We start from the raw sequence: 21,233 nt of genomic DNA, 5'->3' as shown, positions 1-21,233 counted from the left end.
AGCCGGCAAGGCGAAGAAAGTGGCCATTACCGCTATCATGCGGCGCATCATCATCCTTGCGAACACTTTGCTTCGCGAGAGGCGAGATTGGCTGCCTGAACGCCCTTGACCAAGACGGATACTCGACCGCCGATCGAAGTGATGGTGGGTTTCATCGATGCGCATCGGGATGCGCACGGGGTCGAGCCGATCTGCAACATGCTGCCGATCGCCCCGTCCACCTACTATGATCATCTGGCGAAGCGGGCCGATCCGTCTCGGCTGTCTGATCGGGCACGTCAGGACGAAGCGCTGCGCCCCGAGATCCTGCGTGTCTTCGAAGAGAACTGGCGAGTCTATGGCGTCCGAAAGGTTTGGCGGCAGCTGGGCCGCGAAGGTTTCGATGTCGCCCGATGCACTGTGCAACGGCTAATGAAGAGCATGGGTATTCAAGGCATTATCAGGGGCAAGCCGCATCGGACGACGACCCAGGACAAGAAGGCGCCGTGTCCGCTGGAAAAGGTGAACCGCCAGTTCCGTGTGCCTGCGCCGAACATGCTGTGGGTCTCGGATTTCACATATGTCGCAACCTGGAAAGGTTTCGTCTATGTCGCCTTCGTCATCGATGCCTATGCCCGCAAGATCGTTGGCTGGCGCGTCAGCAGCTCCGCGCATGCAGGGTTCGTTCTCGATGCTCTGGAACAGGCGGTGCATGATCGCCGCCCCGGCAAGGGCATGGGGTTGGTTCATCATAGCGACCGCGGGTCCCAATACCTGTCCATTCGCTACAGCGAACGGCTGGCCGAGGCCGGCATCGAACCCTCGGTGGGCAGCGTCGGCGACAGCTACGACAATGCGCTGGCCGAGACGATCAACGGGCTGTTCAAGGCCGAGGTCATCCACCGCCGCGGACCATGGCGCAGCTTCCAGGCCGTGGAATACGCAACCCTCGAATGGGTGGACTGGTTCAACAACCGCCGCCTACTCGAACCGATCGGGAACATCCCGCCTGCCGAAGCCGAAGCAAACTTCTATGCAGCTCTGGAAACTGAACCAATGGCCGCGTAACTAAACGAAAGCAGCCTCCGGCAAACCCGGCGCGGTTCAGTCTTCGACGCGTCCCAAGCCGCCGATAGCGCGCTCTTCGCGGGCACCGCGCTCCTGAACACGGCGCCGTTCCTGATCCTGTCGATCGCCATCGCTGCCTGGTCCAATGCGACTGGGGCTGACAACCTGATCGCCAAGGCCTTCACCGGCGCGCCGCTGCTGATGATCGGGCTGGGCGCGCTGGCGGGGGGCATCTCGCCCTTCTGCTCCTGCGGGGTGATCCCGCTGATCGCCGCACTTCTGGCGGTGGGCGTGCCGCTCTCGGCGGTGATGGCCTTCTGGCTTGCCTCGCCGATCATGGACCCGTCGATTTTCGTGCTGACGGCGGGCGTGCTGGACCTCGAATTTGCGGTGGCCAAGACCCTCGCTGCCCTCGGGCTGGGCGTGTTCGGCGGCACGGTGGTGCACCTGATGATGAAGAGCGGCGCCTTTGCCGATCCGCTGCGCGATGGCATCGGCAACGGCGGCTGCGGCGGCGCGAAGATCCGCGCGTCGAAGCCAGTGGTCTGGCGGTTCTGGGCCGACCCTGACCGCCGGGCGAAGTTCGGCAAGACGGCGCTGACCACCACGCTGTTCCTCGCCAAGTGGCTGACGTTGGCCTTCATTCTCGAGAGCCTGATGCTGGCGTGGATCCCGGCAGAAACCGTAGCCGCCGTGCTCGGGGGCGAGGGCCTCATGCCCATTGTGACCGCAACGCTGGTGGGCGTGCCCGCCTATCTCAACGGCTACGCCGCGCTGCCGCTGGTCGGTGGGCTGATCGAGCAGGGCATGGCGCCGGGGGCAGGAATGGCTTTTCTCGTCGCGGGTGGCGTCACCTCGATCCCCGCGGCCATGTCGGTCTGGGCGCTGGCGCGACCACAGGTCTTTGCGGTCTATATCGGCCTGTCCCTGATTGGTGCTTTCGCATCGGGGCTGCTGTTCCAGCTCTGGACGTAGGTGGCATGAACACCAGCGGCGAGGCGCGTTGTCTCGCCGCTCCCTTCCAGATCGAAGCCTCATCATGATCCCAAGACTGTCTCCGGTGCGGCGAGGACTGATTGTCGCTGCCCTCGGCTCTTCCCTCACCGTCAGCTGGGCTTCGAGCTACTATATCCCCGCCGTTCTGGCTGTGCCCATGGCCGAAGACCTCGGCCTCTCGCCGGTCTGGGTGTTCGGTGCGTATTCCATGGCGATGGTGGTTTCGGCTATGGTCGGGCCCTGGGCAGGAGCGCGCATCGACGGCTTTGGTGGGCGCGGTGTGCTGATGCTGTCGAACCTTGTCTTTGCGGCGGGTCTCGGGTTGCTCGCCGTGGCACCGTCGCCCCTCGTCCTTTTTGCGGGCTGGGCTGTCATCGGGCTGGGCATGGGGATCGGGCTTTACGAGGCGGGGTTTGCCACGCTGGCCGGGATCTACGGCAAGGACGCGCGCGGCCCGATCACCGGCATCACCCTGATCGCCGGGTTCGCGAGCACCGTGGGCTGGCCACTGTCGGGGCTGATGCTGGCGACCTGGGGCTGGCGCGAGGCCTGCATCGGCTGGGCCCTAATCCACCTGGCCGGGCCTTGCCGCTGAACGCATGGCTGCCCAAGGGCACCAGGACGGTCACCGCAGAGGCGGCCCCCGTCGAAGAGGGGCCGCCGCCATCCCGAATTGCGCTCTGGCTGCTGGCCTTCGTCTTCGCCGCGACCTGGTTCAACTCGACCGCTATGGCCGCGCACCTGCCGGGGTTGCTTCAAGCCGCAGGGGCGAGCACGGCGGTCGCTATCGCGGCAGGCGCGCTGATTGGCCCGGCGCAGGTCGCGGCCCGGGTCCTGGAGTTCGGGCTGTTGCGCAGGGTGCATCCCCTGATTTCGACGCGGATTGCCGCGGCGGCGCATCCGGTTGCGGCGGTGGCGCTGGTGGGCTTTGGCGCGCCTGCGGCCTATGCCTTCACGCTCCTGCACGGGGCGGGGAACGGCATCCTGACCATTGCCAAGGGAACACTGCCGCTCGCTCTGTTTGGACCAGCGGGATACGGGCGTCGGATCGGCTGGCTCAACGCGCCCGCCCGCATCTTGCAGGCGGCCGCCCCGCTGATCGTTGGCGCTGCCCTGACAGCATGGGGCCTGCACGCCATCTGGTTGACTGCAGCAGTTGGTCTGCTGGCAACGATTGCGCTGCTCGTGCTCAGACGGACCTAAGCCGCCGGGCGGCCAGCCAACTGGCCAAAGCCATCAGGCCGGCCGTGGCGAGGCACGCCGTAAGCCCACCGAACTGGTAGCTGAGGCCCGAGAGCAGCGTGCCGATCAGCCGACCCGCCGCATTGGCCATGTAGTAGAACCCCACGTCCCGTGTGATCCTTTCTGCCGATCCGAAAGCCAGGATCAGATAGGAATGAACCGAAGAGTTGATTGCGAAGACGAAGCCGAAAACCAAAAGTCCCCCTATGAGCGTCGCCGTCAGCCATTCCGCTGGGTCGCCGGCTACCCAGGTTGCTGCAGCAAGAGCAAACGGGATCGGGACGAGCAGCCCTGCCCAAAGGATCGCCTTTCGGGTGGTCTCGGCCTCGGGCTGACCCTTGCCACCCAAAAGTCGGGGGGCAAAGGCCTGCACTGCGCCGTAGGCGATGATCCAGAGCGCGAGGAAACTGCCGATAAGAAAGAATGCCTCTCGCCGGCCTTCGGGTGTGCCATCGGACAGGACCGCTTGGAAATAGACCGGGATGCCGACCACGAACCACACGTCGCGGGCGCCGAACAGGAACATACGTGCCAGCGAAAGCCGATTCACGCGCGGGTCCTTTGACCGCAAGCCACCCCAGGCCTCTTCGGATTTCATCCGCCCTGGCAGGCCTGCGGGCAGAAACAGCACTACGGCGATCAGGATCACCGCCAGCACGGCCGCCATGCCCCAGACCGCCGCCTGAAATCCCGCCAGCGCGAGCAGCGCCGCGCCGAGGAAGAAGCCCAGCCCCTTTACCGCGTTCTTCGACCCTGTAAGGAGCGCCACCCAGCGGAACAATCCGCCGTCCTCTTTGGGGGCTATAAGCTTGACAGCGGATTTCGAGGACATCTTGGCAAGGTCCTTGGCCACGCCCGACACGCCCTGAACGGCCATCACGAAGGCGACCGATGCGGCGACACCCCATGTCGGATCAAGCTGTGCCAGTGCCACCAAAGCCCCGATCTGCAACGCGAGCCCGCCGTAAAGCGTGGCCGCCAAGCCAAAGCGCGCCGCCAGCCAGCCCGCAGCCAGGTTGGTGACGATGCCCGCGACTTCGTAGAGCAGGAACAGCCAGGCAAGCTGGATCGGCGTGAAGCCTAGGCTGTTGAAGTGCAAAAGCACCAGCATCCGCAGCGCGCCGTCCGACAGCATGAAGGCCCAGTAAGCCGCTGTCACGGCGGCATAGGCGCGGAGAGGATTCGGCGGCGGGGCGACGGGGCTTGCGGCGTCCGTCACAGCGAGCCTGCGACCATCCGCGCGATATCTGCAAGTCGGCAGGCATAGCCCCATTCATTGTCATACCAGGCGTAGATCTTCACTTGGGTGCCATTGATGACCATGGTGGACGGCCCATCGACGATGGAGGAGCGCGGATCGTTGGTGAAGTCGCAGGACACCAAAGGACGGGTTTCGAACCCAAGGATCCCCTTCAACGGCCCGTCAGCCGCGGCGGCGAACAGGGCATTTACCTCCTCGGCCGTGGTCGCCCGCTCCACCTCGAACACGCAATCCGTGAGGGACGCATTCAAGAGCGGGACGCGCACGGCATGGCCGTTCAGGCGGCCCTTGAGTTCGGGATAGATCAGCGTGATTGCCGTGGCGCTGCCCGTTGTCGTCGGGATGAGGTTCATCAGCGCCGACCGCGCGCGGCGCATGTCCTTGGCCGGACGATCCACGATGGTCTGGGTGTTGGTCACATCATGGATCGTGGTAATCGACCCGTGCCGGATCCCAAGACTTTCGTGGATAACCTTGACCACCGGTGCAAGGCAGTTCGTCGTGCAAGACGCGGCGGTCACAAGGGTCTGCGTGCCGTCATAAAGGCGATGGTTCACCCCATAGACGAGGTTCAGCGCGCCCCCATCCTTGACCGGGGCCGAAACGACCACCTTCTTCGCCCCTGCGGCGTAGTAGGGCGCCACCTTCGCGGCTGTCTTGAAGACGCCCGTGCAGTCGATCACCAGATCGACGCCCAGTTCCGCCAAGGGCAGCGCTTCGATGGTCTTTTCATGCGTCAGACGGATGGTCTGGCCGTTCAGGATCAGTGCGCCATCGCCTGCCGCGACCGGCGTGCGCCAGCGGCCATGGACGCTGTCGAATTCCATCAGCAGCGCATGCTGATCAGCATCGCCGACGGGATCGTTCAGGAGAACGATCTCGCCACCCGCGCCGGTATCGATCAAATCTCGCAGGACAAGCTTTCCGATCCGGCCTAGGCCGTTAAGAGCGATACGGGTCATGAAGATCAGGCCTTTGCGTGTGCGTCAGTGCCGATAGAGTCGACACGGGATTGGAGGGACATCCGGCTCAGCGACTCGAATGGCAGCTCGACGAAAGTCATGATCCGCCGGCGCAACGCCGCGTAGGTCTGGGCGAAAACCAGAGCCTTCTCTGCATCTGTTCCTGTTGCTTTCACCGGGTCGGGCAAACCCCAATGGCCAGTGATGGGCTGGCCGGGCCAGGGCGGGCATTCCTCGGCCGCTGCCGTGTCGCAGACGGTGAAGACGAAATCCATCACGATGCTGCCCGGCTGCTGGAACTCCGAAATATGCTTGGACCGCAGACCGGCGATGTCATGTCCGTTTCGCTTCAGGATTTCCAAAGCGAAGGGGTTCAATTCGCTGTTGGGCCGAGTGCCAGCAGAGAAAGCCTGAAACTTGCCCTTGCCCAGATCGCGCAGAAGCGCTTCAGCAAAGATCGAACGGGCAGAATTGCCCGAACAGATGAAAAGCACGTCGAAGTCGGTGTCGGGGATATTCGGGTCCATTTGGGTGGCGTCCTTTGGGGCGGAGAGCAAGGGGGCAAGGAGATCGGGCCGCGCACGGCCCACATCGAGGGCGAGGTAGCCGATCAATCCTTCCGTCGTGTCGAGATCGACAGCGTAGTAGAGCGACCGACCGGCCCGTGTGACCTGGACAAGACCCGACGCCGCAAGGTCAGCGAGGTGATGCGACAGCGTGTTCTGTTTCAGACCCAAAGCCTCGGCGATCTCGGTCGGCCGCACGCCTTGCGGCGCAAAGCGCATCAGCAAGCGGAAGACCGCCATCCGGCCGGGGTGGCCGAGCGTGGCGAAAGCGTGGATGGCGCGATTCTGTTCCATATTTCCCGATTAACGGAAATATAAAACTGCGTCCAATGAAGGTTTCATGACATCAGACGCTCAGGCACCTGCGCTGATTGATCCAGATCACGGCAGTGATCGCCCGCCCATGCGCAGATGCGCATGAAGTGGAGCGCCGCCGATGATCCTAGCCGTTCTGTCTGCCCTTGCCGAACCGACCCGTCTTGAAGCCATGCGCTTGCTGGCGGATGGGTCGGAACACTGTGTCTGCGAGCTGATGCGAAAGCTGGGAGCCACCCAAAGCCGGATGTCGCGGCACATGCAGGTGCTGGACCGTCGCGACGCGCAATGGGTGCGCTACCGGATCAGCCCGGAACTTTCGCCATCCCTCGCCCGTCTGGTCGAAGCTGCGCTCGAGCGGCCAATCATGGTCACGGAACGGGCAGCATGAGCGTGTTTGGCTGGCTGAACGACCAACTGCTGCAGATGACCTGGCTCAACGATCTGGTCGGCGCGGGCGTGGCGGCCGTCGGGCTGGACCCCGCCTCGCGCATTGGCGGGTCGGTGCAGTTCTTCGTCTATGACGTGATCAAGATCTTCATCCTGCTCTCGGTGCTGATCTTTGCGATCTCCTATGTGCAAAGCCATTTTCCGCCCGAACGCACGCGCGCCATGCTGGGCGGACGGTCCGGCCTTGGCGCCAATACGCTCGCGGCCCTTCTGGGCACGCTGACGCCCTTCTGTTCCTGTTCGTCAATCCCCTTGTTCATCGGCTTCACCGCCGCGGGCCTGCCTCTGGCAGTGACGTTCTCTTTCCTGATCTCCTCGCCGCTGGTGGATCTGGCCTCGGTCATCCTGCTGGCCTCGATCTTCAGCTGGCCCATCGCCCTCGCCTATGTGGCGGTCGGGCTGGTGGTAGCCATCGTGGGCGGGACGATCATCGGACGCTTGGGTATGGAGGGTCAGGTCGCGGATTTCGTCCGCACGGTCCCTGTCTCGGGCGAGGTGGCGACCATGACGCGGGGCGAACGCTTGGCCTATGCGCGCGATCAGGTGATGGAGATTGTCCATCGGGTTTGGCCCTATGTGCTTGTCGGTGTGGGCATTGGTGCCGCGATCCACAACTGGGTGCCCGCAGACGTCATTTCGGCCATGCTCGGGCAAGACAAGTGGTGGTCGGTCCCCGTGGCGGTGCTGGTGGGCATCCCCATGTATGCCGATATCTTCGGCACCTTGCCGATCGCCGAGGCGCTGGTCGGCAAGGGCGTGGGTCTTGGCACGGTGCTGGCCTTCATGATGGCGGTGACGGCCCTGTCGTTGCCCTCGCTCATCATGCTCAAGCGGGTGGTGAAGATGCCGCTCCTCGTCACCTTCACCGGCGTCGTCACCCTTGGCATCCTGTCCATCGGGCTGATCTTCAACCCGATTTCCAACTGGTTCGTCTGAGAAAGGACCGCATCATGATCATCAAGATACTTGGCTCGGGCTGCAAGAAATGCGTCACCTTGGGCGAAAACGCCAAAGCCGCTGCGGCGGCTGCGGGCAAGCAGGCCGAGATCGTTAAGGTCACCGATTTCGCTGAAATCGCCGCCTATGGGGTGATGTCGACGCCGGGGCTGGTGGTGGAAGAAATCGGACGGCTCATTTGATGGAATATCGCGTCCACGCCCGCCGGATCGATGCGCATGGGAGCCTCGCCGTGGCCAAGGAGGCCGAAGTCACGCTCGACACCGATTTGGCGGGGCGGCGCGATGCGATGAACCCCGTGGAATTGCTGCTGGCGGCGCTGGCCGCTTGCATGCTGAAGGGTATCGAGCGGGTGACGCCGATGCTTAACTTCCAGATTAATGGCGCAGAGATTGCGCTGGAGGCGATCCGGCAGGACGCCCCGCCCAAGCTGACGCTGATCCGCTATGAGATTACAGTCGACAGTGCCGAGACGGACCAGCGGCTGGACCTTCTTCATCGCAACATCCTCAAATACGGCACGATCTCGAACACGCTGTCCGGCGCAGTGCCGATGGAAGGGACGATGACCCGGAAGGTCTGACATCATGGCCCACGACCACACCCAAGATCATCGCCCGCCCACGGACCTTGGCCCCGCGTTCCGCTGGGCCGTAGGCCTGAACACGGGCTACGTGATCGTGGAAGGTGCAGCGGGCTGGATCACCGGATCGCTGGCCCTGCTGGCGGATGCCGAGCACAACCTGACCGACGTAGACGGTCTGCTGATCGCCTGGGGGGCAGCGGTGCTGGCCAAGCGGGCGGTGACGGCACGGCATACCTGGGGTCTGGGGCGGGCCACGATCCTTGCCGCGCTGTTCAACGCCATCGCCATTCTGGTGGGTGTCGGTGCGGTGACGTGGGAGGCGGTGCAGCGGCTTTCTGACCCAGTCGCCGTGCCCGGCCTGACGGTGATGCTGGTCGCGCTGGTCGGGATCGGGGTGAACACGGGCTCTGCGCTCTTGTTCATGTCTTCACGCAAGGGCGATCTGAACGCGAAGGGCGCGTTCCTGCACATGGCGGCAGATGCAGCGGTTTCGGGCGCGGTTGTTCTGGCGGCGGTGGGAATCATGGTCACTGGCTGGGATTGGCTTGACCCCGCCGTGGCCATCGCGGTCAGCCTGCTGATCGCCGTTACCGCCGCCGGATTATTCCGCGAGGCGCTGCACATGAGCCTTGATGGTGTGCCGTTCGAGATTGATCGTGCTGCCATTGCAGACTGGCTGGAGAGACAGGATGGCGTGCAGGGCCTGCACGACCTGCACATCTGGCCGCTGTCCACGATGCGCACCGCGCTGGCTGTGCATCTGGTCTGGCAGGGGGCCGACCCCGACGCCTTCATCGACCGGGTGACCGATGCCTTGGCCGAGGCGCATGGCATCGCCAATGTCACGCTGCAACTAGAGCGCCGCCCCTGCGACAGGGCGGCTTGATTCTGTCGCGGTCGAAGGGTTCACCCGCTTCATCAGGGCCTCAGCGAATTCCTAGCGGTCGAAATATCGGCTGGGCCTTTCTCACCGCAACATCTTGAAATACTGGACCATCTCGAACACCCTGTCATGAGCCGTGCCGCTGGAGGGAAGCCTGCGCCGCAAGGTGTGACAGGTTCATTTGGGGGCAGGCATGGTCGGATGGCCGCGGATTGTATTGGCTGGCGCGATCGGAGGCATTGTTGGCGGGCTGATCGGGCTTGGCGGGGCAGAGTTCCGTCTTCCGCTCTTGATCGGCATGTTCGGATTTGCAGCCCTTGATGCGGTGATCCTGAACAAGGCGACCAGTCTGATCGTGGTGGCCACAGCGCTGCCGTTCCGGGCGGGGACCGTGCCCCTTGATCAGGTGCTGGCCGAATGGCCGATCATCCTGAACCTACTGGCGGGAAGCCTTCTTGGCGCATGGATCGGCGCGGGGCTGGCCGTGCGGATGAAGTCCCGTACCCTTTATCGAGTACTGGCCGGGCTTCTGGTGCTGATCGCGGCAGTCCTGGCGCTCAGCCACAGCATGAGCCTTGCGCCCGCTGCCCTTATCACCGGACCTGCGCAGATCGTCGCGGGCCTTGTCGCAGGGTTCGGCATCGACATCGTGGCTTCACTGATGGGCGTCGCGGGGGGTGAATTGCTGATCCCCACGCTGGTCCTTCTGTTCGGGATCGACCTGAAACTCGCAGGCAGCCTGTCGCTGGCGATCAGCCTGCCCACCATGCTGGTCGGGTTCGCCCGATACAGTCGCGACGACAGCTTCACGGTTCTAGCGCGCAATCAGGGCTTCGTGCTGTTCATGGCCTTGGGGTCAGTGATCGGCGTCGCTATCGGCGGCCAGCTTCTGGGGATCGTGTCCGAGGTCGTGCTGCTGCCGGTGCTGGTCTCCATCCTGCTGGTATCCTCGGTCAAAGTATGGCGTCACGGCTGAGTCAGGTCGCGGCAGACAGATTCACACGCTTCATCAAGGCCTCGGCGGATTCCTTGCGTTCGGAATAGCGGTCCACAAGGTAGTCAGCCCGGTCGCGCGTCAGCAGGGTGAACTTCATCAGTTCCTCCATCACGTCCACGATCCGGTCATACAGGGACGACGGACGCATCCGCCCGTATTCGTCGAACTCCTGAAACGCCTTCGGGATCGAGGACTGGTTGGGGATCGTCAGCATCCGCATCCAGCGGCCAAGGACGCGCATCTGGTTCACCGCGTTGAAGCTCTGCGATCCGCCCGAGACTTGCATGATGGCCAGCGTCTTGCCCTGCGTCGGCCGCACCGCGCCGTCGGAGAGCGGGATCCAGTCGATCTGCGTCTTCATCAGCCCGGTCATGGTGCCGTGGCGCTCTGGCGACGACCAGACCATCCCCTCGCACCAGGATGCAAGATTGCGCAGCTCCCGCACCTTCGGGTGGGTCGCATCGACCCCGTCATCGACCAGCGGAAGGCCAGAGGGATTGAAGAAACGCACCTCGGCTCCAAGCCGGGTCAGGATCCTGGCCGCCTCCTCGGCTGCCAGCCTTGAAAAGCTGCGGGTGCGCAGCGAGCCGTATAATATCAGGATCTTCGGAGGGTGGGCGGCGATTGGAGGAGATAAAAGCCGATTGCCGTCGATGCCGGGGAACAGTGCGTCGTCTATGTTGGGTGTATCGGTCATGAAGGAAACCTGTTGCGTGTGCGGTTAGCGAAGGCGACCAGCGTCAGCATCACCGGCACCTCGACCAGCACGCCCACGACCGTGGCGAGCGCGGCGCCCGAGTTCAGACCAAAGAGGCCGATGGCCACAGCCACCGCCAGTTCGAAGAAGTTCGACGTGCCGATCAGGGCGCAGGGGGCTGCCACCTTGTGGGGCAGCTTCCAAGCAAAGGCCCAGGCATAGCCGAGTGCGAAGATGCCATAGGACTGGATGATGATCGGCACGGCAATGAGCGCGATCAGCAGAGGCTGCGCGATGATCACTTGGCCCTGGAAGCCGAAGAGCAGCACAACGGTCAGCAAGAGGCCGAAGACCGAGGCGGGCTTGATCCGCGCCGTGAAGTCCGACACCGCCACTTCACCCCCGCGCGCCATCAAGGCTCGCCGTGTCAGTGCCCCGGCGATCAGCGGGATCACGATGTAGAGCACGACCGACAGGATCAGCGTCTCCCATGGCACCGAGATGTCGGTAACGCCCAACAAGAAGGCGACGATCGGCGCGAAGGCCACGACCATGATCAGGTCGTTCACGCTGACCTGCACCAGCGTGTAGTTCGGATCGCCCTTGGTCAGCTGCGACCAGACGAAGACCATCGCCGTGCAGGGCGCGGCACCCAGCAGGATAAGCCCCGCGATGTATTCCGGTGCCTTGGTCGGATCGATCAGCCCCGCGAACAGGTGGTTGAAGAACAGCACCGCCAGCGCGGCCATCGTAAAGGGCTTGATCAGCCAGTTGATGACCAGCGTGATGATGAGGCCCTTCGGTCGCCGCCCCACATCCTTCAGCGAACCGAAGTCGATGGCGATCATCATCGGATAGACCATTGCCCAGATCAGCACGGCCACGACCAAATTGACCGAGGCATATTCCAGCCCTGCGAGCGCAGTGAACAGGCCGGGCATAAGGTTGCCAAGCACAAGCCCCACGAGGATGCAAAGGGCGACCCAGAGGGTCAGCCAGCGTTCGAACAGGCTCATGCAGATTTCTTCTTTCCAGGAATGCAGCAGGCCCCTTCGGGCGGAGGTGTGAGACCCATGATCAAATCGGCGAGCGGTGCCAATGACGCCGGGTTCAGCGCATAGCAAATCCGGGGTCCGTCGATCTCGCCAGTGATCACGCCCGCGGACTTGAGGATACGGAGGTGTTCCGACACTGTTGACTGAGCAAGGCCGACTGCGCCCACGATATCGCCTCCGATGCAGCCTGGCGTGGCCTGAAGCAATCGTAGGATCCGGATCCGCGCCGGATGTGCGAGGGCCTTTGCCAAGGCGGCCGTCGTTGTCTCGTCCGTTGCCATCTGCGCGCTTTCCAAACTGCCAAGATTCCGTATATCGTCGATTTACGATTTCATCCGCCATTGGACAAGCAAGTTTGTGGCGCTTGAGATCGTAGGCGGCGCGCGGGAGACGCGCCCCGGGAGGAAAAGGATGAAAAGCAGGCGTCGCGCTTTGCTGATGGGGCTGGCGGCCGCGGCCGCGCCCTTCGTCGTGACTCGAGGCTGGGCCCAGGGCCCGGCACCCTTCAGATTTGCTCTGACGCCAGTCTTTCTCGACAACGACGCGGCAGTCATTTCTGCCCTTCGCGCTGCTTTGGCCGAAGGCATGGGCCAAGACATCGAGCTCATCCAGAGACGGACGTATCAGGAGATCTCGGGCGCGCTTCTCGACGGCTCCGTGGATGCCGCCTGGACATGCGGCTATCCCCATCTTCAGCACAAGACCGAACTTTCGCTGCTCGGCGTATCCGTCTGGCGAGGGCAGCCGCTTTACCAGTCCTATCTCATCGTCGCCCAGGATGATCCCGCGACCGCGCTATCGGACCTGCGTGGCGGCGCTCACGCCTTTTCGGACCCCGACAGCAACTCCGGTTTCCTCGTCACTGCGTCTGACCTCGCGGCGTTGACTTGGCCTTACCGCGAACACCATGCGGGCTCGTAGCATCTGATAGCCACGCATCGCATCTGATAGCCACGCATCGCTCATTTGCTTTTCCGCAGGCTTCAGAGCTCCATGCGACCTCTCTTTCCCCCCGAAAGGAAGGAAAATCTATTGCTCTCGCCAGAATTCTGCAGGTGTTCGGGTCATCCCAACCTTCTGTATTCGGCCCGGCCCGCTTCGCAGCGGGCCGAGGGGTATCAGGCCCGCACGACCAGGACGGGGATTGCGGAACGGGTGACAACCTCCGTTGCCTGACTGCCAAGTAGCATCCGCTTCAGCCCGCGCCGCCCGTGAGAGGCCATACTGATGAGATCGCAACCGAGTGCCTCGGCGCGCTCTAAGATAGTATCAGCAGGCGTGGCATCAGGCACATGCAGGGCGGTTGCAGAAACGCCCGCATGTCTCGCACGCTCTGCGGCGGCCTCAAGGATCCGCTCGGCCGTTTCACGCTGCGCCTGATCATAGCCCTCAAGCACCGCCACCGGCGTGTATGACCCGGCCCCCATCGCCGCTGCTACAATCGGAAAGGGTGGCGTCACTGTCAGGATCGTTACCGCAGCGCCGATGCAGGATGCCAATGTAAGGCCATGCTCAAGGCCAAGCCCCGCGTTCTCAGAGCCATCGGTGGTGATAAGGATGTGCTTATACATGAGAAACCTCTTGAGGTTGGGAGGAGGGATGCGAGGGCGCTTTTCGCGCCGCACCGAGATCATTGCGGATCGGATCAGCAAGGAGCCGTAAGCCGTTTAGGACCACGAGAACGGTGCCCCCCTCATGACCGATGACGGCAAGCGGCAAGGGTAGGTCGAAGAAGAGCGCTGAGATCACCAAAAGCACCATCATCGCCAGAGCAAAGCCAAGGTTCTGCCCGATGATCCGGCGTGTGCGCAAAGCGAGCTTCCGCGCGGCGGCAAGGCGCTTCATGTCCTCGGACAGCAGGGCGACATCCGCGGCCTGCAGCGCCACCTCGCTGCCCGCGACCCCCATAGCGACGCCGACATCCGCCCGGGCAAGGGCTGCGGCATCATTCACCCCGTCGCCGACGAAGGCCGTTCGGCCTTTTTCCGCAAGCGCGGCAACCAGCCTCACTTTGTCCTCAGGCAAGAGCTCGGCGTTGATTTCCGCATCTGAAAAGCCAAGCTCCCGCCCGATCCGCTCGGCGACCGGGCGGCGATCCCCGGTCATCAGGGCCAGATGCGCCACCCCCGCCGCACGCAGTTGCGAAAGCCCAGCGGCAGAGCTTGGCCGCGGGCGGTCTGCCACCGTAACACCACCGATCAGCTGCGCGCCGCGGCCGATCCAGGTGACGGTTTGGGCTGAGGCCTTCAGCCGCTGAGCCCCGGCGGTATCGACCCGCGCCCCCATCCGCTCCAGCATGCGCTGGTTTCCGGCCCAGATCGGCCCCTCTTCGTCGATTCCGGTGATGCCCTCGCTGGGATGGGTCACGACATCCCGGATGGCGGCGGGGGCAAGCCCCTCGGCCTCTGCCCGGCGCCGGATCGCGGCGGCGATCGGATGCTCGGACTGCGCCTCCAAACCCGAGAGCAGCGCCAGCATGCGCCCCTCGGGGATCTCTGAGGTGAGGTCGGTGACCTCTGCAACTCCGGTGGTCAGGGTGCCGGTTTTGTCAAAGGAAAAGCTCTTCACTTCTGCCAAGGCTTCAAGCGCCGCGCCACCTTTGAACAACACGCCGCCCCGTGCCGCAGCCGCCAGCGCCGACAGCATGGCGGCGGGCACCGAGATCACCACGGCGCAAGGGCTTGCCGCCACCAGCAGCACCGCAGCGCGGTAGAGGGCGTCGGAGGCGGAAGCCCCCATCCCCCACAGAACCACAAAGGCCAGCATGGCCCCCAAAAGCACGGCCACGGTGTAGCGCTGCCCGAACCAGGCGCTGAAGGTCTCGGAAGGCGCGCGGGCGGCTTGGGCCTCGGTCACCATGTCGATCATCCGCGCCACGGTGCTGCTTTCGACGGTGGCGCTTGCGCGCATGGTCAGCACGGAATTGAGGTTGACCGTCGCCTCGAAAAGCTTCGCTCCGGGCACCTTTGAGACGGGCATCGACTCTCCGGTGATCGTCGCCTCGTCGACCGTGCCTTCGCCGGTGACAAGCACGCCATCCACGGGCACGCGCGCGCCCGGACGCAGGACAAGCAAATCCCCCTCGCGAAGCGCCGCGACGGGGATTTCCTCTGTCGCGCCCGTGGCGCTCAGCCGCAGTGCAGTCTCGGGGCGCAGCGCCATCAGCGCCTCGATCGCGCGGCGGGCGCGGCCCATAGCGCGATGCTCCAGCGTGCCCGAAATGCTGAAGAGCGTGAGGAGAACCGCCCCCTCCAGCGGGGCGCCTACCGCAAGCGCGGCCAAAGCCGCGATGATCATCAACAGGTCGATGTCGAGCACGTGGTCCTTGAAAAGTGCACCAAGCGCGCGCAGCCCCGTCGGAAGCCCGGCCGCAAGATAGACAAGTGCAAGCCCTGCCGTGAGCCAGATCCCCGGCAGCACGAAGGTGCCGAAGAAGGCGGCCGCCATGCCGAAACTCGCCGCGAGCGTGAGGGGAAGCATGAGGCGTTCTTCAAGACTTACAGGGGCGGTGCTGGGCATAGGAAGCTTCCTGTGTTGACACGCATGCGGCGGGTTCGGCGCATGAGGAGCCGATAATTCATTCCGTCCAACGTCGGCTATGACCCAGATCAATTGCAATGATCTGGTTCACCCTACATTGTTACCGGAAGTTTAAGGAAGTCGATGGCCTCGTCAGCGTTTCAATCCATCGAGCGCGGATGAGCGGTGAAGCTTTGGCGTGGCCTGGAATCTACAGGGTCAGATCGACAGTATGAAATTGGAGCGGGACGGCCATGACCTATCAGTCAGCCCATGAAGAAGTGCATTTCGTCAACCGCAGCGGTTGGTTGCGGGCCGCGGTGCTCGGCGCCAACGATGGGATCGTCTCGATCTCGGCGCTCATCGTGGGCGTGGCGGTCGCCAATCCTTCCGCAGAGGCGGTGTTCATCGCAGGCGCCGCGGGATTGGCCGCCGGGGCGATGTCCATGGCGGCGGGGGAATATGTCTCGGTCAGCTCACAATCGGATATTGAAGGTGCTGACATCGCCCGTGAGGCGCAGGCTCTGCGCGAGACACCCGCGGAGGAGGAGGCGGAACTGGCTTCTATCTGGGAGAGCCGAGGTCTCTCGCCCGCGACGGCAGCGCTTGTCGCGCGCGAGTTGACCGAAGCTGACGCGCTTGGGGCCCATGTGCGCGATGAACTCGGCCTTTCTGAGGTGCATAGCGCCAATCCCTTACAGGCTGCCTTTGCCTCTGGGCTCACGTTCACTTTGGCCGGGGCTGTGCCGATGGTTGCTGCGCTCGTCTCACCCGCAGAAACTGTCGCCGTCGTGGTTACTGTGACAACGCTGCTCGCGCTTGCCGTTCTCGGGGCTCTCGGGGCTTGGGCCGGCGGGGCCAGGCTGTTGCGACCAACACTGCGTGTGGTCTTCTGGGGCGGTGCCGCGATGGCAGTGACCGCCGCTATCGGGAAACTATTTGGGGTCGCGGTTTAGGCAGGCAGGGGGGCTATCCCCCCTTCTTGGGGATCTGGGGAAAGGTATTTTAGAGTTCAAAAGGGCCCGGCTTAACGGCTCTGGCATTGTCGAAGATTTGGTTGATGAAACTGCTGCCTCTCTATCAGCGGCGGAGGTTTGGGGGATCGCCAGCCTGCGCAAGCCCATAGCTGAGGCCCTTGCCAATCCGGTGCGCGAGGGCTGACCAATTGCGGGCCTGATCTATTGTGAGGTTAGCAGCCAGCACTTTATCAAAGAGGTCCAGCCATATTGGAAACATCTCAGCGCGTATGTCTCCTGCCTCTTTGTGAACGAACATGGGGTTTCCATCGTAGCCCTGTTCGCGCAGGATCGCGTTACGCCAGAAAGACATGATCCTGCTTTCATGCTCTGACCAATCCGTGACGTGCCGTGCAAAAACTGGCCCAAGAACTGGATGGTGGCGAATGTCTGCGTAAAAGCGCGCGACCACCACGCCGATTTCTTCGGCGGTAATGTCAAACCTACGGGCATTCATACTGGCCCCCTTTCACCGGCCTCTGTGTTACGAGTGTTTCCTCTGCGCATGGCTTCTAACGTGGCCCGGCCATCATAAGAATTATGAACTCACATCAGAGAGTGCCAGATCCATTCATCGGATCTTGGCGGCCCGATGTGTAGCGGAATTTTCGCTGAGCTATGGTCGAAAGTTGGTGACGCTTGATCAGGCGGCGGTTTGAAGTTGACGGAGGCCGTCGCGGAACTCAACCCCCTGTATGATTTCTGGGAGGCGGTGGTCGCCGTCGAGTTTTCGCCATTTCTTCTGGGCCGACATCATCAGCTTGAAGGCCATGGCCGTTTGATCTGGTTCAGGTGAACGACGAACTCCTGCGCCAGCTCGATCATGGTCTTCTCGCCCTTGATCGCGGCTACCGCCACTTTCGCCTTGAAAGCCGGGCTGTGGTTCCGGCGCGGTCGTCTTGCCATGGTCTTCTCCTCGCTCGCTGCATCATGCTGCCGTTACGCGGAAAATCCACTTATCCCGGCTGTTCAGATTCCCGCAGCCGCCTCTTCCATGACCAGACTAGACGAAACAGACCGACGTATTCTGCGCGCATTGCAGAAAGATGGTCGGATGCAGAAGATCGAACTGCCAGCCCAGGTCGGGCTTTCGCCCTCGCCCTGTCTGCGGCGCGTCAAGGCGCTAGAAGAAGCTGGTGTCATTCAGCGCTACGTCGCGGTACTTGACCCGGCGGAAATCGGGATGGGCATGACGGTCTTCGCCCGTGTCTGGCTGACCGGGCAGGATGTCGAAACCGTCAACCACTTCACCAATGCCGTCAGCGCCCTTCCGCAAATTGTCGAGTGCCACCTGATGGCGGGCGATTGCGACTTTCTACTGCGCGTTGTGGCCCGCGATCTCGATGACTATCGGCAGTTCCAGATCGATCATCTGACCCGGATCAAGGGTGTTCAGAATGTAAAATCCGACATCCCTATGCAAAAGATCTAGCTCACCTCTGAACTGCCGCTCTGACGCGGTCATAGACTCCTCGCTTTATAGTGTGCGGCAGGGCGGCAGTGTCGCATGGACAAGGTGGCAGTGGAAAACTACCATGATGGTATGATTCGTCTGACGATGATTATTGCCACCTTGCTCACTCTTGTGCTGTCACCCGTTGCGGCGGCGGCGCATGAGTTCCGCATGTCCGGTGGCACCGACCAGCACGCTGCACTGCATGACGACGGTCATTCTGCAGTAATTTGTGAGGACCAAAGCGACTGCGCTGTCGATGTGGCCGTATGCAAGGCAGTATGCCTCGGCCTCTCGGTCCTCCTCCCTGTTCTGGCCGATGTATCGCAGTACTCCCCGAGGACAGATGTTTACGTCTCGGGGCCAGGCACCGACTTCCGGGAAACCCTTCCCGATGAGGACAGTCGCCCTCCCATTTCCTCTCTCCTGTGAGTGACCGGCAGGGGATTCCTGCCGTTTTCCCTTTCTTGCAAAGCGGGATCACATCCCGAGGAGAGATCATGCCTTTCGTATCCAGACGCGGCTTCCTTGCCGCAGGTGCTGCCATGGCAGCCGCATTTCAATTCAACTCCCGCGCCTTTGCGCAAGGGGAGACCGCTCTCGGGCTTTCTGCGACCACGCGAAGCCTGGACATCAACGGGCGCGCGGCGACGGTCTTTGGCCTGACCGGGCCGCAGGGCTCAGGCCTTGTTCTGAACCCCGGCGAGCGCTTCAGGGTGGATCTGAGCAACGATCTGCCGGTGCCGACGATGATCCACTGGCACGGACAGATCCCTCCGAATGCACAGGACGGGGTGCCGGACGCGCCGATGGCAGCGCTCTCGCCCGGCGAGAAGCGGAGTTACGACTTTGCGCCGCAGCCAGGAACCCACTGGATGCACAGTCATATCCCGATCCAAGAAATGCAGTTGCTTGCAGCGCCGTTGATCGTGCGCCGCCCCGAAGATGTCCGTGCCGACAGGCAGGAGGTTGTGATCCTGCTGCATGATTTCTCGTTCAAGTCCCCCGAAGAGGTCATGGCGGAAATCACCGGCGGACATGGAGTCAGTCACGGGGGCGGTCACGCAGAGGGTCATGGCGGCGCTGCGCCGGCGTCAATGCAGGGGATGGACCACAGTTCCATCGGACATGGCACCATGGCGGACATGCAGCATGGTGGCATGTCCGGTATGGAGATGGATCTCAACGACTATGACTGGGATGCCTATCTGGCCAATGACCGCACGCTTGCCGATCCCGAAATCATCCAGGTCGAGCGCGGTGGCAGGGTAAGGTTGCGGATCATCAACGGCGCAGCCGCAACCGTCTTCTGGATTGACACGGGCACTGTCGCAGGGCGGCTGGTGGCGGTCGATGGCCATGACATCCGGCCGCTCGCGGGAACCCGCTTTGGCGTGGCCATGGGCCAACGTCTGGATATCGAACTTGATCTGCCCGGTGAAAGCGCGGCCTGGCCGATCCTCGCGCTGAGGGAGGGTGGACGCGAGCGCACCGGCATCGTGCTCGCCGCCCCGGGGGCCAGCATCAGCCGGATCGCCGGAATGGGCGAGACAGAAGCCGCAGCCTTCGACGTCGATCTGGCGCAGGAAGGTCAACTGCTTGCCCTTGACGCCCTGCCGTCCCGGTCGGTCGATCGCAGCCATATGGTGATGCTGGGCGGGACCATGCAGCCTTATGTCTGGACCATCGACGGCGCGGTGTGGGGCGGTCATCGCCCGATTGGCGCCAGAAGCGGTGAGCGCGTCGAGTTGATGTTCCACAATATGTCGATGATGGGTCACCCGATGCACTTGCACGGCCACAGTTTCCAGGTCGTGGAAATCAATGGGCGACGCATGGCAGGTGCGCGGCGCGACACGGTCTATGTTCCGCCGATGTCGATGGTGACTGTTGCCGTCGATGCCGGTGAAGCCGCGAACTGGATGCTGCATTGCCACCACATGCCGCATCTGGCGACAGGCATGATGACGGAATTTGCGGTCGAAGCGTGAGGCGTGATCTTCTGATCGGCGGGGCTGCGCTGCTGAGCATTCTGGCCGGGGTCGGGGTCTTTCTTGCCCCCGACCCACGGCCAGACCCGACTGTATCCCGCGGGCGGGAAGTCTACGCTGCAAACTGCGCGGTCTGCCATGGCCAGCAGCTTGAAGGCCAACCTGACTGGCAAAGCCCTGCCGCCAACGGCCGCCTGCCTGCTCCACCGCATGATAAGACCGGGCATAGCTGGCATCATTCCGATGCCTTGCTGCTCTCCATCATCGCGCTCGGCACCGCCGCTGTCGTCGGAGACGGCTACGAAAGCGACATGCCAGGCTTCGCGGGTGCCCTGACGCCCGAGGACATGGAAGCGGTGCTGGCATTCATCAAAAGCACATGGCCAGAGCGTGAGGCCAAGTATCAGCGCCGGGTATCAGGCGTTGAATAACTAGACGGTCGTCGGACGCAAACAGATCGCATCAGTCTCGGCGAGGGCCCGGCTGTGTCGGGCAAATCCGGCGCAATGAACCTTAAACGGAAACTGGATATGAAGTCACAAAAAATGCCGTGGGTCCTCTCTGGCCTCATACTTGCCGTAGTCGGAGCCACATTCTGGGTAGGCCGCGAACCGGATGCCACCACCGCACCGACCGCAGCCACAGCGACAGGCGTCCGGGTGCCGGCCCAATTCTCGGAGGCTGCTGCACGGGGGGGCACCGCCTTCGACAGCACCTGTGCCGCCTGTCATGGCGTCAACGGGGCCGGGACGGATGCTGGTCCGCCCCTGATCCATCGCATCTATGAACCGTCTCATCACGGCGATTATGCGTTCCAACTCGCGGTGTCCAATGGTGTGCGTGCTCACCATTGGCGGTTCGGGAACATGCCGCCACAACCGGGGCTCTCTGAAGCCGAGGTTTCAGATATTATCGCCTATGTGCGCGAGGTGCAGAGAGAAAACGGGATCGAATGAAGTGTCGGGTGCTTTTCCACTGCCTTCAATCCGGCAAAATTATTTGACCGAAGCAAATGTACGGACGTCTTCCGCGCCTTGAGAGAGACAGCGGACCGGTTCACCCCGGTCCGCGCTGGTTTTTCTGCGATCAGAACCGCTTTGAACGCAGCCGCAGTGGACCTGTCGCGGTTTGGTGCCGCTCCTTTGATCACGTAATGTGCAGCAAAGGAGATGAACCATGGGCACAGGCAGGACGGATGAATTTCGCAGGGATGCGGTGCGTATCGCGCTGACCAGCGGGC

The 21,233-nt window shown here is 63.0% G+C and carries 24 protein-coding genes, 5 pseudogenes and 1 other annotated feature; of the genes and pseudogenes, 18 read left to right on the top strand and 11 right to left on the bottom strand.

Going from position 1 to position 21,233, the window contains the following annotated elements; genetic code table 11:
* The 5 genes and pseudogenes from GL284_RS21665 to GL284_RS21655 all read left to right on the top strand — a co-directional run.
* Positions 1-109: pseudogene (locus GL284_RS21665) on the top strand (IS110 family transposase); the annotation flags it as partial.
* Positions 99-216: a sequence feature (AL1L pseudoknot), on the top strand. It overlaps the preceding pseudogene by 11 nt.
* A pseudogene (locus tag GL284_RS19720) lies at positions 124-1,047 on the top strand (IS3 family transposase); the annotation flags it as partial. Its footprint overlaps the feature before it by 93 nt.
* Before the next feature lie 36 nt (positions 1,048-1,083).
* Positions 1,084-2,022, top strand: a pseudogene (locus tag GL284_RS19715) (permease); the annotation flags it as partial.
* 178 nt (positions 2,023-2,200) lie between these two features.
* Entirely contained in the window at positions 2,201-2,638 is a 438-nt protein-coding gene (locus GL284_RS21660) for an MFS transporter (protein ID WP_230383190.1), read from the top strand.
* Positions 2,629-3,246 (top strand): MFS transporter, encoded by a 618-nt coding sequence (locus GL284_RS21655; RefSeq protein ID WP_230383191.1) that lies wholly within the window; start codon positions 2,629-2,631, stop codon positions 3,244-3,246. Before GL284_RS21660 ends, GL284_RS21655 begins: the two co-directional genes overlap by 10 nt.
* On the opposite strand, the gene arsJ is transcribed toward GL284_RS21655, so the two are convergent.
* Genes arsJ through GL284_RS19695 form a run of 3 tightly spaced genes read right to left on the bottom strand, consistent with a single transcriptional unit; the run spans position 3,233 to position 6,368 of the window.
* Positions 3,233-4,504 (bottom strand): organoarsenical effux MFS transporter ArsJ, encoded by a 1,272-nt coding sequence (gene arsJ, locus GL284_RS19705; protein WP_341870515.1) that lies wholly within the window; start codon positions 4,502-4,504, stop codon positions 3,233-3,235. The two genes, GL284_RS21655 and arsJ, sit on opposite strands and share 14 nt — an antisense overlap.
* Entirely contained in the window at positions 4,501-5,508 is a 1,008-nt protein-coding gene (locus GL284_RS19700; protein ID WP_088234152.1) for an ArsJ-associated glyceraldehyde-3-phosphate dehydrogenase, read from the bottom strand. Before GL284_RS19700 ends, arsJ begins: the two co-directional genes overlap by 4 nt.
* A gap of 5 nt (positions 5,509-5,513) precedes the next feature.
* On the bottom strand, positions 5,514-6,368 hold the full coding sequence (locus GL284_RS19695) for a metalloregulator ArsR/SmtB family transcription factor (protein WP_088234153.1): 855 nt from the start codon (positions 6,366-6,368) through the stop codon (positions 5,514-5,516).
* A gap of 142 nt (positions 6,369-6,510) precedes the next feature.
* Between GL284_RS19695 and GL284_RS19690 the strand changes: the two genes are divergently transcribed.
* From GL284_RS19690 to GL284_RS19665, 6 genes are all read left to right on the top strand, one after another.
* Positions 6,511-6,780, top strand: coding sequence for an ArsR/SmtB family transcription factor (locus GL284_RS19690; protein ID WP_155046176.1), 270 nt, complete (start codon positions 6,511-6,513; stop codon positions 6,778-6,780).
* Complete coding sequence (locus GL284_RS19685; protein WP_155046175.1) at positions 6,777-7,775, top strand: permease; 999 nt, start codon at positions 6,777-6,779, stop codon at positions 7,773-7,775. The genes GL284_RS19690 and GL284_RS19685 overlap by 4 nt, the downstream gene beginning before the upstream one ends.
* A gap of 14 nt (positions 7,776-7,789) precedes the next feature.
* Complete coding sequence (locus tag GL284_RS19680; RefSeq protein ID WP_155046174.1) at positions 7,790-7,978, top strand: thioredoxin family protein; 189 nt, start codon at positions 7,790-7,792, stop codon at positions 7,976-7,978.
* Positions 7,978-8,379 carry an OsmC family protein gene (locus GL284_RS19675; RefSeq protein WP_230383192.1) on the top strand — a complete coding sequence of 134 codons (402 nt, stop codon included), beginning with the start codon at positions 7,978-7,980 and terminating at the stop codon, positions 8,377-8,379. The genes GL284_RS19680 and GL284_RS19675 overlap by 1 nt, the downstream gene beginning before the upstream one ends.
* A 4-nt stretch (positions 8,380-8,383) precedes the next feature.
* Positions 8,384-9,268, top strand: a complete 885-nt coding sequence (locus GL284_RS19670) for a cation diffusion facilitator family transporter (RefSeq protein WP_155046172.1) — start codon at positions 8,384-8,386, stop codon at positions 9,266-9,268.
* 190 nt (positions 9,269-9,458) lie between these two features.
* Positions 9,459-10,241, top strand: coding sequence for a sulfite exporter TauE/SafE family protein (locus GL284_RS19665; protein WP_155046171.1), 783 nt, complete (start codon positions 9,459-9,461; stop codon positions 10,239-10,241).
* A 1-nt stretch (position 10,242) separates the two neighbouring features.
* Here GL284_RS19665 and arsH read toward each other — a convergent pair whose 3' ends face one another.
* Genes arsH through GL284_RS19650 form a run of 3 tightly spaced genes read right to left on the bottom strand, consistent with a single transcriptional unit; the run spans position 10,243 to position 12,295 of the window.
* Positions 10,243-10,959, bottom strand: a complete 717-nt coding sequence (gene arsH / locus GL284_RS19660) for an arsenical resistance protein ArsH (RefSeq protein ID WP_155046170.1) — start codon at positions 10,957-10,959, stop codon at positions 10,243-10,245.
* Entirely contained in the window at positions 10,956-11,975 is a 1,020-nt protein-coding gene (gene arsB / locus GL284_RS19655; protein ID WP_123130459.1) for an ACR3 family arsenite efflux transporter, read from the bottom strand. Before arsB ends, arsH begins: the two co-directional genes overlap by 4 nt.
* The gene (locus GL284_RS19650; protein ID WP_123130460.1) at positions 11,972-12,295 is read right to left on the bottom strand and encodes an ArsR/SmtB family transcription factor; all 324 of its coding nucleotides are present in this window, start codon (positions 12,293-12,295) and stop codon (positions 11,972-11,974) included. Before GL284_RS19650 ends, arsB begins: the two co-directional genes overlap by 4 nt.
* Positions 12,296-12,425: 130 nt before the next feature.
* Between GL284_RS19650 and GL284_RS19645 the strand changes: the two genes are divergently transcribed.
* Positions 12,426-12,935 carry a PhnD/SsuA/transferrin family substrate-binding protein gene (locus GL284_RS19645; RefSeq protein WP_155046169.1) on the top strand — a complete coding sequence of 170 codons (510 nt, stop codon included), beginning with the start codon at positions 12,426-12,428 and terminating at the stop codon, positions 12,933-12,935.
* A gap of 197 nt (positions 12,936-13,132) precedes the next feature.
* Here GL284_RS19645 and GL284_RS19640 read toward each other — a convergent pair whose 3' ends face one another.
* Together GL284_RS19640 and GL284_RS19635 are read right to left on the bottom strand one after the other, a co-directional pair.
* Positions 13,133-13,585, bottom strand: a complete 453-nt coding sequence (locus tag GL284_RS19640) for a universal stress protein (RefSeq protein ID WP_155046168.1) — start codon at positions 13,583-13,585, stop codon at positions 13,133-13,135.
* Entirely contained in the window at positions 13,578-15,533 is a 1,956-nt protein-coding gene (locus GL284_RS19635) for a heavy metal translocating P-type ATPase (RefSeq protein WP_155046167.1), read from the bottom strand. Before GL284_RS19635 ends, GL284_RS19640 begins: the two co-directional genes overlap by 8 nt.
* Before the next feature lie 254 nt (positions 15,534-15,787).
* Here GL284_RS19635 and GL284_RS19630 point away from each other — a divergent pair, with 254 nt between their 5' ends.
* A complete protein-coding gene (locus tag GL284_RS19630) occupies positions 15,788-16,489 on the top strand; it encodes a VIT1/CCC1 transporter family protein (protein WP_155046166.1) in 702 nt (233 codons plus the stop codon).
* A 124-nt stretch (positions 16,490-16,613) separates the two neighbouring features.
* On the opposite strand, the gene GL284_RS19625 is transcribed toward GL284_RS19630, so the two are convergent.
* The 3 genes and pseudogenes from GL284_RS19625 to GL284_RS19615 form a co-directional block, all read right to left on the bottom strand.
* Positions 16,614-17,006: a group III truncated hemoglobin gene (locus tag GL284_RS19625; protein ID WP_020952701.1), complete on the bottom strand. Its 393-nt coding sequence runs from the start codon at positions 17,004-17,006 to the stop codon at positions 16,614-16,616.
* A 186-nt stretch (positions 17,007-17,192) separates the two neighbouring features.
* Positions 17,193-17,324 (bottom strand): annotated as a pseudogene (locus GL284_RS19620) (IS256 family transposase); the annotation flags it as partial.
* A 5-nt stretch (positions 17,325-17,329) separates the two neighbouring features.
* Positions 17,330-17,455 (bottom strand): annotated as a pseudogene (locus GL284_RS19615) (IS3 family transposase); the annotation flags it as partial.
* 88 nt (positions 17,456-17,543) lie between these two features.
* Here GL284_RS19615 and GL284_RS19610 point away from each other — a divergent pair.
* From GL284_RS19610 to GL284_RS19590, 5 genes are all read left to right on the top strand, one after another.
* Positions 17,544-17,981, top strand: a complete 438-nt coding sequence (locus GL284_RS19610; RefSeq protein ID WP_155046165.1) for an Lrp/AsnC family transcriptional regulator — start codon at positions 17,544-17,546, stop codon at positions 17,979-17,981.
* Positions 17,982-18,056: 75 nt separating this feature from the next.
* Complete coding sequence (locus GL284_RS19605; protein ID WP_155046164.1) at positions 18,057-18,434, top strand: hypothetical protein; 378 nt, start codon at positions 18,057-18,059, stop codon at positions 18,432-18,434.
* A gap of 68 nt (positions 18,435-18,502) precedes the next feature.
* Positions 18,503-19,993 carry a multicopper oxidase family protein gene (locus GL284_RS19600; protein WP_155046163.1) on the top strand — a complete coding sequence of 497 codons (1,491 nt, stop codon included), beginning with the start codon at positions 18,503-18,505 and terminating at the stop codon, positions 19,991-19,993.
* An 11-nt stretch (positions 19,994-20,004) separates the two neighbouring features.
* On the top strand, positions 20,005-20,424 hold the full coding sequence (locus GL284_RS19595; protein ID WP_155046179.1) for a c-type cytochrome: 420 nt from the start codon (positions 20,005-20,007) through the stop codon (positions 20,422-20,424).
* Between the two features lie 54 nt (positions 20,425-20,478).
* Positions 20,479-20,949: a c-type cytochrome gene (locus tag GL284_RS19590; RefSeq protein ID WP_425274251.1), complete on the top strand. Its 471-nt coding sequence runs from the start codon at positions 20,479-20,481 to the stop codon at positions 20,947-20,949.
* The last annotated feature ends 284 nt before the right edge of the window (positions 20,950-21,233 follow it).

The sequence above is a fragment of the Paracoccus shanxieyensis genome, assembly GCF_009711265.1.
GTDB lineage: Bacteria > Pseudomonadota > Alphaproteobacteria > Rhodobacterales > Rhodobacteraceae > Paracoccus > Paracoccus shanxieyensis.
Note: the sequence above shows the minus strand (reverse complement) of the source record. Positions and strands in the feature narration are given on the sequence as shown.